17 protein-coding genes are annotated in these 15,425 nt (G+C 46.5%); 16 read left to right on the top strand and 1 reads right to left on the bottom strand.

Translation table 11 applies throughout. The features are described 5' to 3' along the window. Positions 1-2 precede the first annotated feature (2 nt). From cysE to MJ770_RS02125, 15 genes are all read left to right on the top strand, one after another. Positions 3-731: a serine O-acetyltransferase gene (cysE, locus tag MJ770_RS02055; protein WP_239249925.1), complete on the top strand. Its 729-nt coding sequence runs from the start codon at positions 3-5 to the stop codon at positions 729-731. A 476-nt stretch (positions 732-1,207) separates the two neighbouring features. Continuing rightward, a complete protein-coding gene (locus MJ770_RS02060; RefSeq protein WP_239249927.1) occupies positions 1,208-1,681 on the top strand; it encodes an Rrf2 family transcriptional regulator in 474 nt (157 codons plus the stop codon). Positions 1,682-1,912: 231 nt separating this feature from the next. Then, a complete protein-coding gene (locus tag MJ770_RS02065) occupies positions 1,913-2,272 on the top strand; it encodes a HesB/IscA family protein (RefSeq protein ID WP_239249929.1) in 360 nt (119 codons plus the stop codon). Positions 2,273-2,357: 85 nt separating this feature from the next. Continuing rightward, on the top strand, positions 2,358-3,794 hold the full coding sequence (gene sufB, locus MJ770_RS02070) for a Fe-S cluster assembly protein SufB (protein WP_239249931.1): 1,437 nt from the start codon (positions 2,358-2,360) through the stop codon (positions 3,792-3,794). Next, positions 3,791-4,585 (top strand): Fe-S cluster assembly ATPase SufC, encoded by a 795-nt coding sequence (sufC, locus tag MJ770_RS02075; protein WP_239249933.1) that lies wholly within the window; start codon positions 3,791-3,793, stop codon positions 4,583-4,585. The genes sufB and sufC overlap by 4 nt, the downstream gene beginning before the upstream one ends. Beyond that, positions 4,582-5,889: a Fe-S cluster assembly protein SufD gene (gene sufD / locus MJ770_RS02080; protein ID WP_239249935.1), complete on the top strand. Its 1,308-nt coding sequence runs from the start codon at positions 4,582-4,584 to the stop codon at positions 5,887-5,889. The genes sufC and sufD overlap by 4 nt, the downstream gene beginning before the upstream one ends. Further along, positions 5,886-7,145 (top strand): cysteine desulfurase, encoded by a 1,260-nt coding sequence (locus MJ770_RS02085; protein WP_239249937.1) that lies wholly within the window; start codon positions 5,886-5,888, stop codon positions 7,143-7,145. The genes sufD and MJ770_RS02085 overlap by 4 nt, the downstream gene beginning before the upstream one ends. Further along, positions 7,145-7,630 carry a Fe-S cluster assembly sulfur transfer protein SufU gene (gene sufU / locus MJ770_RS02090; RefSeq protein ID WP_239249939.1) on the top strand — a complete coding sequence of 162 codons (486 nt, stop codon included), beginning with the start codon at positions 7,145-7,147 and terminating at the stop codon, positions 7,628-7,630. Before MJ770_RS02085 ends, sufU begins: the two co-directional genes overlap by 1 nt. Positions 7,631-7,880: 250 nt before the next feature. Further along, the gene (locus MJ770_RS02095; RefSeq protein WP_239249941.1) at positions 7,881-8,441 is read left to right on the top strand and encodes a NifU family protein; all 561 of its coding nucleotides are present in this window, start codon (positions 7,881-7,883) and stop codon (positions 8,439-8,441) included. A gap of 315 nt (positions 8,442-8,756) precedes the next feature. Next, positions 8,757-9,080 carry a rhodanese-like domain-containing protein gene (locus MJ770_RS02100; RefSeq protein WP_239249943.1) on the top strand — a complete coding sequence of 108 codons (324 nt, stop codon included), beginning with the start codon at positions 8,757-8,759 and terminating at the stop codon, positions 9,078-9,080. A gap of 122 nt (positions 9,081-9,202) precedes the next feature. After that, the gene (locus tag MJ770_RS02105; protein WP_239249945.1) at positions 9,203-9,523 is read left to right on the top strand and encodes a non-heme iron oxygenase ferredoxin subunit; all 321 of its coding nucleotides are present in this window, start codon (positions 9,203-9,205) and stop codon (positions 9,521-9,523) included. A gap of 160 nt (positions 9,524-9,683) precedes the next feature. After that, positions 9,684-10,250 (top strand): GTP cyclohydrolase I FolE, encoded by a 567-nt coding sequence (gene folE / locus MJ770_RS02110; RefSeq protein WP_239249947.1) that lies wholly within the window; start codon positions 9,684-9,686, stop codon positions 10,248-10,250. A gap of 18 nt (positions 10,251-10,268) precedes the next feature. Next, positions 10,269-11,444, top strand: a complete 1,176-nt coding sequence (locus MJ770_RS02115) for an IscS subfamily cysteine desulfurase (protein ID WP_256448775.1) — start codon at positions 10,269-10,271, stop codon at positions 11,442-11,444. A gap of 69 nt (positions 11,445-11,513) precedes the next feature. Beyond that, the gene (locus MJ770_RS02120) at positions 11,514-12,026 is read left to right on the top strand and encodes a disulfide bond formation protein B (RefSeq protein WP_239249949.1); all 513 of its coding nucleotides are present in this window, start codon (positions 11,514-11,516) and stop codon (positions 12,024-12,026) included. 254 nt (positions 12,027-12,280) lie between these two features. After that, a complete protein-coding gene (locus tag MJ770_RS02125) occupies positions 12,281-12,763 on the top strand; it encodes a peptidylprolyl isomerase (RefSeq protein ID WP_239249951.1) in 483 nt (160 codons plus the stop codon). Positions 12,764-13,016: 253 nt separating this feature from the next. Here MJ770_RS02125 and MJ770_RS02130 read toward each other — a convergent pair whose 3' ends face one another. Then, positions 13,017-13,538, bottom strand: coding sequence for a hypothetical protein (locus tag MJ770_RS02130; protein ID WP_239249953.1), 522 nt, complete (start codon positions 13,536-13,538; stop codon positions 13,017-13,019). A gap of 1,217 nt (positions 13,539-14,755) precedes the next feature. Here MJ770_RS02130 and MJ770_RS02135 point away from each other — a divergent pair. Then, positions 14,756-15,040 (top strand): peptidylprolyl isomerase, encoded by a 285-nt coding sequence (locus MJ770_RS02135; RefSeq protein ID WP_239249955.1) that lies wholly within the window; start codon positions 14,756-14,758, stop codon positions 15,038-15,040. The last annotated feature ends 385 nt before the right edge of the window (positions 15,041-15,425 follow it).

Below are 15,425 nucleotides of genomic sequence, written 5' to 3' on the forward strand. Positions count from 1 at the left end.
TGATGTTTCAATCTATTAAAGAAGATATAGGCAGTGTATTTGCGCGTGATCCAGCGGCGCGCAGTGCGTTTGAAGTAATTACCTGCTACCCAGGATTTCAAGCACGCTTGGTGCATCGCATGGCGCACTGGTTGTGGAGTGCAAATCTGAAATGGCTGGCGCGCTTTGTGTCGCATGTGGGCCGTTTTTTGACCGGCATCGAGATCCATCCGGGGGCTACCATCGGGAGGCGGTTTTTCATTGACCACGGCATGGGTGTAGTTATTGGTGAAACAGCTGAAATCGGTGATGATTGTACTTTGTATCACGGCGTAACGTTGGGTGGGACTTCATGGAAAGAGGGGAAGCGCCATCCTACGTTAGGTAATGGTGTCGTGGTTGGGGCCGGTGCCAAAATCCTGGGCCCTATTTCCATTGGCGATAGCGCTAAAATAGGGTCCAATGCTGTGGTGGTGAAAAATGTACCGGCGGGAGCGACAGCTGCCGGAATACCGGCGCGAATCCTTGATGAGGCTACCAAGAGGCCAGGTTTCAATGCTTATGGTATCAGTAATGACCAAAATGACCCGCTGGCTCAAGCTATTCATGGCTTGCTAGGGCATGGCATAGTGGTAGATAAACGCATCAATTTTATTTTAGAGCAGCTAGAAAAAATGGGTGTGAATATCGAAGAAGAACACGCCACTGCCGACAAATTCGATCCTAATTACCTGAATAAAATTGTTGATTAAGCGGTAATTCTAATAGATCTCAATTTCGAGAAGCGTTACTTTGCAGATGCCCTGCCTACACCCGTTTCGTCTCAATGCGGCGTCACTCGAAAAAATTATCGCTTACATATCAATCATATGTGCCGATTGAATTTTTAACTCCGATATTAAGTCTTGCCCAGGAACTTGAATTCTGAGAGGCGTCTGACAGTTATTAGTTGACTAAATCACTAGGGTATTTTATTATTCTTCTAGAGATTGTTCATAAATTCTATTCGCGTGATGATCTCGCAGAATGAAATGGCAGTGAAGCTCGAGTGTGTTTTATAAAAAACAATGTATGGGCTCAGATTAAGCAGGGGCTTTACATATTTGCACAGAGAAGAAGCAAAGTTAGGATAGTGCGGCTTATTTATAAAACATAAGAGCTGGTTCACGTTGGCATGTATGTCAGATAAAAATGCTGATCTTGTGCGATATAAATTCAGGGGAGAATCATGCGACTTACCACTAAAGGGCGTTTTGCTGTGATGGCAATGGCTGATCTGGCGTTGCATGGTGGATGCAGCCCAGTGACACTATCAAGTATTAGTGAGCGCCAAAATATCTCACAATCTTACCTTGAGCAGTTGTTCGGTAAGTTGCGAAAGCGCAACGTTGTGGTTGCAGTGCGCGGCCCGGGTGGTGGTTATTATTTGGCACGTCCAAGCGAGCAAATCTCAGTGGCCGACATAGTCGTGGCGGTGGATGAGTCAGTGGATGCCACCCGGTGTGGTGGAAAGGCTAATTGCCATGACGATAAACAATGCGTTACGCATGATTTATGGATGGGGCTGAACGAAGCTTTATATAGCTATATGGCGGGGGTAAGCTTGCAACAATTAGTCAACAATGCGGCTAAGCCCAAGTCCGGAGTTAAGACGATAAGCGTCAGCAAAAGGACTGCTAAGTCGGCGCTTGCGCCGGTGTGACTTAGACTTGAAACGTGTTAGACGCATTTTCGATCGTTAAATTTCGTGGGATGAGGTAGTGAAGTGCGTGACTAAATCGCGCCTTATCACCTCAACCATATTGCCTATTTCTAATAGGCGGGATTGAAGCAACTTTCGAACTAGATAAATGCAGTACATATTGCAGCCTTTGTTTGCAATAAACCCAAATTGAATCGATGCTCTCTTTGGCTACTATTAGGAGATTAAATAATGGCGATTACATTAACTGAAAGTGCGGCAAAACAGATCCAAACTCAACTTGCAAAGCGCGGAAAAGGCCTTGCACTTCGCGTCGGCGTCAAAAAAGTAGGTTGCTCTGGTTATGCTTACACCTATGACTATGCTGATGAAGTGCTTGCAGGCGATCATATGTTCGAAGCGCATAACGCAAAGGTGGTGTTTGATGACTCGACCTTGTCTTATATTAACGGTTCGCGTTTAGATTTTGTGACCGAAGGGCTAAAGCAGATGTTTAAATTTGAAAATCCCAATGTCAGCAGTATGTGCGGCTGTGGTGAGAGCTTCAACCTGACAGGTGAAGCGGCAAAGTCCATCGTTCAAAATTCATAGTTAAGGGGTAACCGTTTAATTGCCTTGCTATAGACCATGGACATGTTTTTTTCTTCGATCTTGATGATTTCTCGGAGGTAACACAATGAGTGCAACGCTGCAAACCCTCGTCAACCAGCCTTATAAGCATGGTTTTGTCACTAGCATTGAGTCAGATGTCGCGCCGAAGGGATTGAATACAGATACCATCCGGATGATTTCGACTAAGAAAAATGAACCGGAGTGGTTGCTTGAATTCCGGCTAAAATCCTACGAAGCCTGGCTCAAGATGGAAGTGCCTGCGTGGTCGAATGTCCATTATCCGGAGATCGATTTCCAGGCAATCAGCTACTATGCTGCGCCCAAGCAAAAACCGAAATTGAAAAGCATGGACGAAGTCGATCCTGAATTGTTACGTACGTTCGAAAAGCTTGGCGTGCCACTACATGAGCGCATGGCACTTGCGGGCGTTGCGGTTGATGTCATTTTCGACAGTGTTTCGGTGGCGACTACTTACAAGGATAAGCTTGCCGAAGTGGGCATCATTTTCTGTTCCATGTCGGAGGCTGTGCTTGAGCATCCCGAGCTGGTGAAACAATATCTCGGTACCGTGGTATCAACTAGTGATAATTTTTATGCTGCGCTTAACTCGGCGGTATTTACCGATGGCTCGTTCTGCTACATCCCCAAGGGTGTTAAATGTCCGATGGATTTGTCGACCTATTTCCGCATCAATACGGAGGAATCAGGTCAATTCGAACGCACGCTGATCATTGCTGAAGAAGGCGCTTCAGTCTCCTATCTTGAAGGCTGTACCGCGCCCGCGTTTAGCAGCAACCAGCTGCATGCGGCGGTAGTTGAGCTTGTAGCACTCGATAATGCCGACATCAAATATTCAACAGTGCAAAATTGGTATTCGGGTGATGAAAACGGCATAGGTGGTATTTACAACTTCGTGACCAAGCGCGGTTTGGCCAAAGGTGTTAACTCGCGCATTTCATGGACTCAGGTTGAAACCGGCTCAGCGGTCACCTGGAAGTATCCTTCTTGTGTGCTGCTTGGCGATAATTCGGTCGGTGAATTTTATTCGGTCGCGGTCACCAATCATTATCAGCAAGCCGATACAGGCACTAAAATGATACATATCGGTAAAAATACGCGCAGCACCATCGTCAGTAAAGGTATTTCGGCTGGCCATTCAAATAACAGTTATCGCGGGTTGGTCAAGGTTGCTCCAAGCGCTGCTGGTGCACGTAATTATTCGCAATGTGATTCAATGTTGGTCGGCCACCAGTCAGGTGCCCACACCTTCCCCTATATCCAAGTAGCTAACAATAGCTCCCAAGTCGAACACGAGGCATCCACCTCGAAGATCGGTGAGGATCAGCTGTTCTACTTTGCACAGCGTGGAATTGACGCAGAGGCTGCAGTATCAATGATTATTAATGGGTTCTGTAAAGACGTGTTTCAACAATTACCAATGGAGTTTGCGGTCGAAGCAACCGCATTGCTCAGTTTCAAACTTGAAGGGAGTGTTGGATGATTCACCAAGACAGCAAGGTATTACTTGAAGTGAGCGGGCTTTGCGCAAACGTTAATGGTACCGAAATATTAAAAGGATTGAACTTGACTGTACGGAGTGGCGAAATTCACGCCATTATGGGCCCAAACGGCTCAGGCAAGAGCACGTTCTCCAAAATACTCGCAGGCCATTCTGCATATGAGGTCACCGGCGGTACAGTGATGTTTGAAGGCCAGGACTTGCTCGAACTTGCTCCCGAAGAGCGTGCCCGTGCCGGCGTATTTCTCGCTTTTCAATACCCGATTGAGATACCCGGCGTCGGTAATAGCCAGTTCCTGCGTCTAACTTATAATACTGTTCAGACGCATCGCGGCAAAGAAGAGCTCGATCCGCTCGAATTTGATGACTTTGTGCGTGAGAAGATGAAATTGCTCGAAATGAGTCCTGATTTTCTCGAGCGTAGCGTTAATGAAGGCTTTTCTGGTGGCGAAAAAAAGCGCAACGAAATATTGCAAATGGCGATGTTAGACCCACGACTGGCAATTCTGGATGAGACTGATTCAGGCCTCGACATTGACGCACTCAGGGTCGTTGCGGGCGGCGTCAACCAACTTGCTAACAAAGATAATGCGATCGTGCTGGTAACGCACTATCAGCGTCTGCTGAACTATATCGTGCCGGATTACGTGCATGTGATGGAAGCAGGCCGTATCATCAAGACTGGTGGCAAAGAACTTGCGCTCGAACTCGAATCGCGTGGTTACGACTGGGTTGGGGTCGAGCACAAGGCTGCAATGGGGGCGCAGGCATGAGTGCATCCGCAACTGTTAATGCGAGTTACCTGGAAAACCTGCTAGCAGGGCAACCACATTTGCCTGCAAGTCCATTGGCATGGCTCAATGCATTACGCGCGGAGGCGGTTGACCGCGTGGGTGCGCTGACAGTGCCCACCCTGCGCGATGAGGAATGGCGCTTTACCGATATTTCGATGCTCACGAAGATGTCATTTCATCCGGTGCGCACAACAATCAGCCTTCAGGTCGCAGACATAGAACGCTTTTATATCGAGGAAGCGACTACCCGACTGGTATTCGTCGATGGAGTATATGCCCCGCAGCTGTCTAGTGCTGCTACAGACCATGGCATATCGGTGCTCAATTTAGAAGCTGGATTTGCCGCGCACGCAGCAGCAATCGAACCATATCTAGGTCGCCTCACAGAATTCCACAACAATGTATTTGCTGCTCTTAACACTGCATTTCTGCATGACACGGCATTGATCGTCGTGCCACGCGACATTTCGGTTAAGGTGCCAGTGCATCTGCTGTTTATCGCAACGCAAAAGGATGTCGTAAGTTACCCGCGTTGCTTGATACTTGCCGAGTCCGGTAGTGCTGTGACAGTGATTGAAGATTATGTTTCATTGCAAGAAGATGCCTATTTCACCAATGCGGTGACCGAAATCGCGTTGGTCGATAACGCGCGCGTCAACCATATCAGGGTGCAACGCGAAGGTGCGAAGGCGTTCCATATTGCAAACTGCGCGGTATCAGTTGCACGTGCTAGTAATTATCAGTCGGTGAGTGTTGCGTTCGGCGCTCGTATTTCGCGTTATAACCTGAATGTCAAGCTAGCTGAGGGGGCTGAATGTGCGGTTGACGGATTGGCGCTAATCTCAGGACGCCAGTTGGCCGATACACATACCTGCATCGATCACGCGAAGCCGCAAGCCATAAGCAATCAGATGCATAAGTGTATCGTCGGCGGCAGTGCGCATGCGGTATTCAACGGTAAAGTTATGGTGCGTCAAGATGCACAACGTACCGATTCAAAGCAGTCCAATCGCAACCTGCTATTGACCAGCAAAGCCCACGTAGATACCAAGCCGCAACTTGAGATTTTCGCTGATGACGTGAAGTGCACACATGGCGCGACTATCGGTCAGCTCGACGACGAGGAAGTATTTTATTTACAGAGTCGAGGGTTGTCCGATACCGCAGCGCGCAATATGCTTACTTATGCATTTGGGGCTGAGATCATCGAGCGCATACCCATTTCATCGCTCAAATATCAGCTTGAACAAACCGTGCTCGAGCAGACCTCAGCCCAGTTATGAGTGAAATTCAGGCAGCACTAAAATATAACTCGCCATCCACATTCGATGTGGATGGTATTCGCGCTGATTTCCCAATCCTGAAGCTGACGGTTAACGACAAACCGCTGGTGTACCTCGACAACGCAGCCTCAAGCCAAATGCCTCAGCAGGTGATCGACCGCCTGGTGTGCTACCAGACAACGCAACACGCCAATATTAATCGCGCGGTGCATTACTTGTCAGAGGTTGCAACCTCTGAATTCGAGGAGGCGCGTCGCAAATTACAGCGCTTCATTAATGCAAATGAAGAGCGCGAAGTAATCTTCACCAGCGGCACTACTGATGCGATCAATCTGGTAATGCATGGCTATGGTCGTAAGTTCATTGGAGCCGGCGACGAAATTATTTTGACCACGCTAGAACATCATTCGAATATTGTGCCGTGGCAGATGTTGGCAGAAGAAAAGGGTGCGAAGATTCGCGTCGTGCCGATTAACGATGCGGGTGAGTTGCTCATAGACGAATATGAGAAACTTTTCAACGAGCGCACAAAGTTCGTCGGTGTAATGCATGTCTCGAACGCGCTTGGCACGATCAACCCAATAAAAGAAATGATAGCATTTGCACATGCGCGTGGAGTGCCGGTGCTGGTGGATGGTGCGCAGGCCGTCCCGCATATGAAAGTTGACGTAAAGGATCTTGACTGCGACTTCTACGCATTTTCGGGTCACAAGCTGTGCGGGCCAACCGGCATCGGCATTCTTTACGGCCGTGCTGAGCTGCTAGAAGACATGCAGCCATTCAAGGGTGGCGGCGACATGATTTTGTCGGTGACGTTCGAGAAAACTATTTACAACACAATTCCGCATAAATTCGAGGCTGGTACCCCGCCAATTTCGGCGGCAATTGGGCTTGGTGCTGCTGTTGACTACTTGTCGGAGATCGGCATGGATGCAATAGCCGCGTACGAACTCGACCTGCTAAAACACGCAACTGAGCAAATAAATGCTATGCCAGGTGTGCGGATTCTAGGCACCGCTGAGCACAAGGCCGCAGTAATATCCTTTGCAGTTGACGGTGTGCATCCACATGACATCGGCACACTACTCAATCAGGAAGGCATCGCTGTGCGTACTGGGCATCATTGCGCACAGCCAATTATGCATCGTTTGCATGTGCCGGCTACTTCACGCGCATCGTTCGCGTTTTACAACAGTATGGATGAAGTCGATGCATTGATCGCCGGCATCCGCACCGTACAGAAGATATTTACATAATGGCTAACTATAACTCGCTCTATCAAGAAGTGATCCTTGATCACAACAAAAAACCGCGTAATTTCGGTGCGATTGAACACCCTAGTCATCATGCGGTAGGACACAATCCGCTGTGTGGCGATCACATCAGCGTGGATGTCGTTCTCGGTGATGAGCGGATTGACAACATTGCATTTCAGGGTGAGGCTTGCGCAATCTGCAAGGCATCTGCTTCGATGATGACGACAGCTGTCAAGGGTAAGACGCGTGCGGAGGCGGAAACACTGATCCAGGAATTTCTCGCTATGACAACTGGCAAGCTCTCCCATGAGGCTTGTCCTAACATTGGCAGGCTTGCTGTATTTGCTGGCGTGAGCGATTTACCAACACGTGTTAAATGCGCAATTTTGCCATGGCATACCCTGAGTGGCGCCTTTAATGCAGTGGAAACCACATCGACCGAGGCGGAAGAAGATCCTATGCACGCCCCGATCGGGGATGCTTGAAAATAATAAACGAACAAATTACAGCTAACGCGGTCATATCCGGTACAGAAATGCAGGTTACTCTGAAAGAACCGTTTCCTTGCTTGGTATATGAAAACCAGCTAAAAACCAGTGACGGTATGCAAAAAATGGCTACAAGCAGCATAGTCTTAAGAGAAAGGTTTAGACAAACGGTTATTTATAGCAACCTATTGCTTACGAGATTGGCAAAGGCGTTAAAAAATGAGGCCTTAACTTTTAAGGAATAGAAATGCCAAAAATTGCTGAAATAGAAGACACACCCAACCCAAACGCAGTGAAGTTTATGCTCAAGGAACCACTGACATGGGGGGTATCACACTCGTACGATAATGCCGAGGAGGCCAAGTCCGATACCCTCGCTTCAGCGCTGTTTGATATCGAGCATGTGACTAATGTATTTTATGTCGATAGCTGCTTGACGGTCACACAGAACGGTAAAGCCCACTGGCCTCAGTTGGCGCGCGAAATTGCCGTGCCACTTCGCGAGGCACCTTCAGCGGATGCATCTTCGGAAGCGTTGGTTGCGGCGGCGGCAACTGTAATCGCCGGTCTCAGCCCTGAGGATCAGGTGCGCTTCGATAAGATAATGGAGATGCTTGACGAAAAAATCCGTCCCTATCTGCGAAGCGACGGCGGTGACTTGCATGTAATTGGCTTCTCAGGCAACTTCCTCAGCGTGCATCTCCAAGGTGCATGTGGGTCCTGCCCGAGTTCAACATCGACTACGCTCATCAGCATCACAAGTTTACTTCGGACGATTGAGCCAGACATAGAAGTGCTGTCTGTTTAGCTTGTAATGTTTATCGCGTTCTGGCTTATTCTTTAATTTGAGTTGGGTATAGAGCCGATAAGCGGGCACTAATTTAAGAACATATTTATATAGAGGGCACCTCCAAAATTCAAGTTTCGTGGCAAAGTACGAGTTAAAAATTTGAGCAAGGCATATATTTGGTATGTAAGCAATAATTTTTTCGAGTAGTGCCGTATTGTGATGAAACGGGGTAAGCGGGCAAGCCGAAAAAAGGCTGCATGCAGGATTGGGTTTTTAGAGGTGGCCTGGAGTCTGGTAACACTATTTCATCCGTAATAACTGGTCGCCACTATTATGCAAACTTTAACTGCACCGGATTTAGCCACATGGCTTTCAGATAAAACGAGAGATAATCCAGTATTACTCGACGTGCGTGAGCCTTGGGAATTTCAAACCTGCCATATTGATGGATCGTTGACGATGCCGATGAATACCATTCCAGACAGGTTGTCAGAGCTAGATGCGGAGCAGCCTATTGTCTGTATTTGCCATCACGGAATGCGGAGTATGCAGATTGCGGTTTTTTTAGAACAGAATGGTTTTACTCAGGTTAGCAACTTGATAGGCGGCGTCCATGCTTGGGCTCAGCAAGTCGATAACACAATGCCAGCATATTAAGTCAAATATGGCTCCTTTTGAAGAGCAAGTTGCGGCAACATCTTTATACATTCTAGACTTGCTACGTAGTTAAGTATCAAGCACGAAATTAGCACATAGAAACTATTAAAAATGGAGTTGCAATGACTGATTGGGTGAAGGTGGCGCAAGTAGGTGAACTCGCACCAGGCGAGTGGCGAGTCGTGGATCTTGATGGCGCGCAGGCTGTGGTATTCAATCTTGAAGACCAATATTATGCCATTGAAGACGTTTGCACTCATGATTCCGGACAACTTACTGGCGGTACAGTAGAAGGAGACCAGATTATTTGCCCACGCCACGGCGCGCGTTTCTGCATTCGCACTGGTGAAGCATTAACTGCGCCTGCGTACGAACCGACCGCCACTTTCCCTGTGCGCATTGAAAATGACGAGATTCAAGTACGCGACAACCGCTGGGATTGATTTAAGCGTTGCTCGATTGCATACCAGCGGCTGATAAATCAGTGTTCAGCTTTAAGTGGCACAACGCTTAAGATTATGACGAAGGAGTTGTGAAGAAAAATTCACTGCAAAAAGTCGAATAATTGTTTGATAGAGGTCAACATTGACAGAAAAAGCACAGATGTCAGAGCAACAGTTTACCGAGCAAGACTGGCGTCGGCTTCTGGTGAGTTTGGGGGAAAACCCCGATAGAGCGGGCTTGGTTGAAACTCCGTCTCGCCTTGTGACTGCCTGGAAGCACTGGACTTCTGGATATACACAAGATCCGGCAGAACTTTTGAAAGTATTTGAAGATGGGGCAGAGGAGTACAACGAACTCATTGTGATACGAGGCATTCCTGTCTATAGTCATTGTGAGCATCATCTCGCACCTTTTTTTGGCAAAGCCACGATCGGCTACGTTCCTAACGGAAAAATAGTGGGTTTATCTAAGTTGACGCGCTTGGTCAATTGTTTTTCCAGGCGGTTACAAGTACAAGAGCGGCTTACCATTCAAATTGCCAACGCCTTGATGACGAATCTGGAGCCGAAAGCAGTGGGCGTAGTTATTCGCTGTCGGCACATGTGTATGGAAAGCCGCGGCATTAGCACCGAGGGAGAAGAGACTGTCACGTCATCTATGCTCGGCGAACTTCAACCAAATCTGGCGTTGCGCACGGAGTTTCTTGATTTAGCGCGTGGGGCATAATTTGAATCAAAAATTAAAATGAGTCTGCACTTCCCAATTTACCTGGACTATTCAGCAACCACACCAGTTGATCCACGCGTTGCTGAAGCAATGATTCCTTATTTATCAGAGAGCTTCGGCAATCCGGCAAGCCCTCATATCTTCGGCCAGATAGCGAACGAGGCGGTGGAACGTGCTCGTGAACAGGTGGCAGCCCTCGTGAACGCTGATCCTAAAGAAATCGTCTGGACTTCGGGTGCGACTGAGTCCAACAATCTGGCGTTGAAGGGGGCGGCACTTTTTTACGAGAATAAGGGCAAGCACATTGTCACAATGAAAGCTGAGCATAAGGCGGTGCTCGATACTGTGCGCGAACTGGAGCGGCAAGGATTTTCTGCAACTTACCTCGATTCTGAACCGAACGGTCTACTCGATCTGGATAAATTAAAAGCGGCATTGCGTCCTGATACCATCATTGTTTCAATAATGTATGTCAACAATGAAATTGGTGTGATTCAAGACATTGCAGCGATTGGTGAAATATGCCGTGAGCGCGGCATCCTGTTTCATGTTGATGCGGTTCAGGCCGCTGGAAAAATAGTGATAGATTTGCTGCGCTTAAAAGTTGACCTGATGTCGTTTTCCGCACACAAAATTTACGGCCCGAAAGGCATAGGCGCTTTGTATGTGCGGCGCAAGCCACGAGTGCGTCTGGAAGCACAGATGCATGGTGGCGGGCATGAACGTGGCATGCGTTCAGGCACTCTGGCGACACACCAGATCGTTGGCATGGGTGAAGCGTTTCGCATAGCCCACAAGGAAATGGCAACAGAGAACGAACGCATTCGCATGCTACGTGACAGCTTGTGGCATGGCCTATCCAGTATAGGTGACGTGTACCTGAACGGCGACATTAAGCAACGCGTATCGCACAATCTGAATGTCAGTTTCAATTATGTGGATGGTGACTCGTTGACTAAGGCGATCACTGAAATTGCAGTGTCCAGCGGGTCTGCCTGCACTTCGGCAAGCTTGGAACCGTCCTATGTGCTGCGCAGCTTGGGGTGTAGCGATGAATTGGCACGCAGCTCGATTCGGTTCACGGTGGGGCGTTTTACCACCGAGGAGGAGGTAAACTTCACGATAGAACTGCTGCAGAATAAAATTAGCAAGTTACGCGATGAAAAAAAGCTCACCATCATGGTTCCTCAATAAATTCAAAATCTTAATCGAGAAATCCTGCGCCTGAATTGATGGTCGTGGGGTGAATAAAGAGGTTGCACAATGAAAAATCATAATCTGTGGCGCACACTTTCAAACCGTTGGTTATATCTGGCTGGGACGTTGGTCATCTCCGGTGTGTTCGGCACAGCGCTTTATCTGCAATATGTTCTGCATCAGGACCCTTGTCCTTTATGCATGGTTCAGCGTTTCATCTTCATTGCGATGTTGGTGCTGTTCGCTATTGCCACTTTGCATAACCCCAAACGTGGCGGGTCGAAAGTGTACGGGGCATTGATAACACTGCTGGCGGTGGGCGGCATGAGCACTGCTAGTCGCCATATATGGCTTCAGAATTTGCCCAAAGACCAAGTGCCTGCCTGCGGTCCAGGCTTGGAGTACATGCTGGGCAACTTTCCTATGTCAGAAGTGTGGCAGGAACTCATGCAAGGCTCCGGCGAATGTGCTGCCAAAGGTTGGACTTTCCTTAGCTTGGGCATTCCACAATGGTCCTTGTTATTGTATGTTCTTTTGGGTGCGTGGGCGGTGATGATTGCACTGAGAAAACCAATCTAACGCCTCCAGCCAATAATGCAGTCATACCTGCATCGAGCAGTTAAATATTCCCGTGTCCATCGAAACATGAGAAGGATGATCATGAACAATCTTGCTCCATTTGTTCAATTGAAGGGTATCTACAGCGCGGAATTTGTAACCAGCTCATTTTAAATAAACGTTTAATCGAGGCTCCATTCATTACTTCTACTTAACATTTGCAAGTGTTTTTTTAATTTTTTAACTTTTTATCAAGACTAACCAAAGGAACCCAAATGTCAAAACAATGGACAACCCCACCCGAAATGCAGATTGATCCTAAGAAAAAATTCACAGCTACCGTGGTGACCGAGCATGGAAACATTGTGATCGAGCTTTACCCGCAACATGCTCCTAAAACCGTAAATAACTTTGTTTTCTTGGCGCGAGAGGGTTTCTACGATGGCCTCCTCTTCCATCGTGTGATCGGAGACTTTATGATTCAGGGTGGCGACCCAACTGGTAGCGGGCGAGGCGGACCAGGCTACAAGTTTGAAGATGAAACCAGTGGCAATCCGCTCAAACATGGCGCCGGATCTCTCTCCATGGCAAACTCAGGCCCCAACAGCAATGGTAGCCAATTCTTTATTACCCACAGCCCCCAGAACCACTTGAATGGCAAGCACACGGTATTTGGCAAAGTTATCGATGGCATGGATGCGGTCAATTCCGTTAGCCAAGGTGATGTGATGACTAAAGTGGAAATTAGCGAAGAGTAAAGCGCTAGAGGAACGACTGGAGATTGAAAACTGGTTACCTGTTGCCAGTTTCCAATCTGCACGACTAAAAGGCATGGAGATCCAGAATTATAATATTTAACGATTGAGCTTAGATCGTTCAGCGAGCCACGAACTAATCCGTTTGTTGGGCGAACCTATTTGTTCACAAATGTTACGCAAATCTCTCCCAAATCCGACTTAGAATCGAAGATTTCAAGCGTATCTACTTTACCTTAGTAAACTATTCAGGTCGTTAATCTGAAAAACATAATTTTCCCTTGAATTTCATGGTGATGCCACCCATGCAGTTAAATTTACCCTTGATTATAATTCCATGTTCATTCGTGATACCTACAAATGCTCCACGTGCCGTGCTTGGATCGGGAATGGATTTCTCAATAAACGAAAATGAGATTGGCCCGCCTGGTGATCCTGCGGGGCAAGATCCGGTAACTAATGGGTTTTCAAGAAAGCTTGTATCGAATGTAACTTGTGCTTGAGCTTCTTCATCTGATGTCTTATTATCACAAACCATTGTATGTTTGAAGTCCGGGCCACCAAAGGCCTGTGGGTCGCCTTTAAGTGCGCACTTAAGTTTTTCACCACCAAAATTTACAGCAGCAACACCTAGTGTGGAGCCATCTGGCTGAGCGTTATTAGTGATACTACCTTTTGCATCAAAACATTTTGACGCTGCTAATGCATTACCTGAAAAAAAAGAAGCCGTTGTAATGATTAATACTGTACCTAACAGACTTGATGGTTTTTTTAGCATATCAATACCTCAAAAAAATATTTTTTGTAAAGAAAAGGGACCAGGTCTTGTAATCATGTATTTATGATATTTTCTGAGCGATCCACGTTACGTGGTTGTGAAAATTCATAGAAAAAATGGATTATTTCTACCCGTTTGCGCGATTTCTTCTTTCATAAAATTCGGTCGCTTGATTGTGGCACACAGCCTCCGAAAACTGTGAAAAAAGAGCCGAGACTAGATTTTCTAACTGTGGTAATAACCGTTTCGTACTTTTTACTTCCTGACTCATTGCGATTTCGGATCAGTGACTACGCCTTACAGTTACGGACTCAAAGGTTGTATCTATTTAAAAGCCCGCAGTAGAAAAACTCGATTCCATTTGAAATGGCTTGAGACGCCTTAGCTATTTCCATCGCCATTTCAGCAATGACAGGCTTGGCACTCCCTTTTTACTTCCTCTTCATCTGAAGTACGACTAGGGACAAGTTTTCTCTCTTCAAGCATGTTGCAACCTCCGTTTCTATAGAATTAGTATTAAGAATAATCAATAGTGTTGCATTTTATAAAAAGCATATATCGTGCCAATACTTAAAATTAACTAATAATTTGATTTTAAGTAGCTATTGTTAATTATATAAATAAGGGGTGGGTCATATTGCACCCATCAAAATGGCCGATAAAGAAGATTTATACGCCTGAAAAGCGCTACAGTAAAGGAGTGTGTTTGATTGACCCACTTTTGGGTCATAGTTGACCCAGGCATACATTCAAGTGGCTATAGAGGGAAATGCGGATGACTGAAAGGGGGCACATAAATGAAAAAATGAAGTGGGAGGCAGGTCTGAATGGCGCGAAAATAATGGTCTTCAGCGTTTCTAAAGCAACAACTTAAATCAGTATTGGCGCGGATTTCATAGCAGTTTAATCTTGCTAATAGGTTTAACTTAGTAGTATTCAAGTCTTGTAATCAGGAATTTTTGAGCGAAGTTTTATAGATTGCTCTACTTGTTCCCCCGCTAAATCAAATGATACAACCTGTCGACTGATTCCATTCTGAGTGGTCCTACCATAAGTGCCCGTATTAAATTTTGGTGCTCTATTACAATACCTGAATCCGCTGTAGTTCTGCGGTGTGGTTTACTGAAGCGTTGTCTGGTTTGAAAAAGATGCCTTACCTGTGTTTAAATATAGCTTGCAACGGACGCATATTCTAAAATAATCAGGGGAAAAAACTAATGGCACTAGTAGCTAATGCACGTCATATTTTGGTAGAAACAGAAGAGCAATGTAACAGCCTGAAGGATGAAATTAGTAATGGCGCAGAATTTTCAGACCTGGCCGCGAAACATTCAAAATGCCCATCCGGAAAACAAGGTGGAGATTTAGGTGAGTTTGGTCCAGGGCAAATGGTCAAAGAGTTTGATGAAGTGGTTTTTAGTGCCCCCATTGGTGAAGTGCAAGGTCCTGTTAGAACGCAGTTTGGCTATCATCTGCTTGAAGTAACAAAACGTAGCGACTAGACAGATACAGGTCTGATCGCTGCTAAAGGGAGCTGACAGGCTCCCTTTTTTTGCATAATTTTCTAGAGTAACACGTAACCAATAGCGATTTCGGACCCACTGGTAATCATATTAAAATGGTTGTTAAAAGAGGCTTATGAAAAAAATTCGGTCTCAGTACATTTCGGACAAGTGTGCTTACTCATCTACTTCACAGTAACTGTTCTAATACTCCGATCCTCGATTGCATTTACTTGAAAAAAATATTTTTCCTGCTTTTGGTTTGACAAAAGTCCATTTTTTTGATTCTTGTTGGTATGCGGCGACACCCACCATATCCCTGTTTGGAACGAAAATAGGGATTTTGATTTGATGAATTTAATAAAGCAGTTTTACAATTTTGAGT

The sequence above is a fragment of the Candidatus Nitrotoga sp. M5 genome (assembly GCF_927904885.1).
Classification (GTDB): Bacteria; Pseudomonadota; Gammaproteobacteria; order Burkholderiales; family Gallionellaceae; genus Nitrotoga.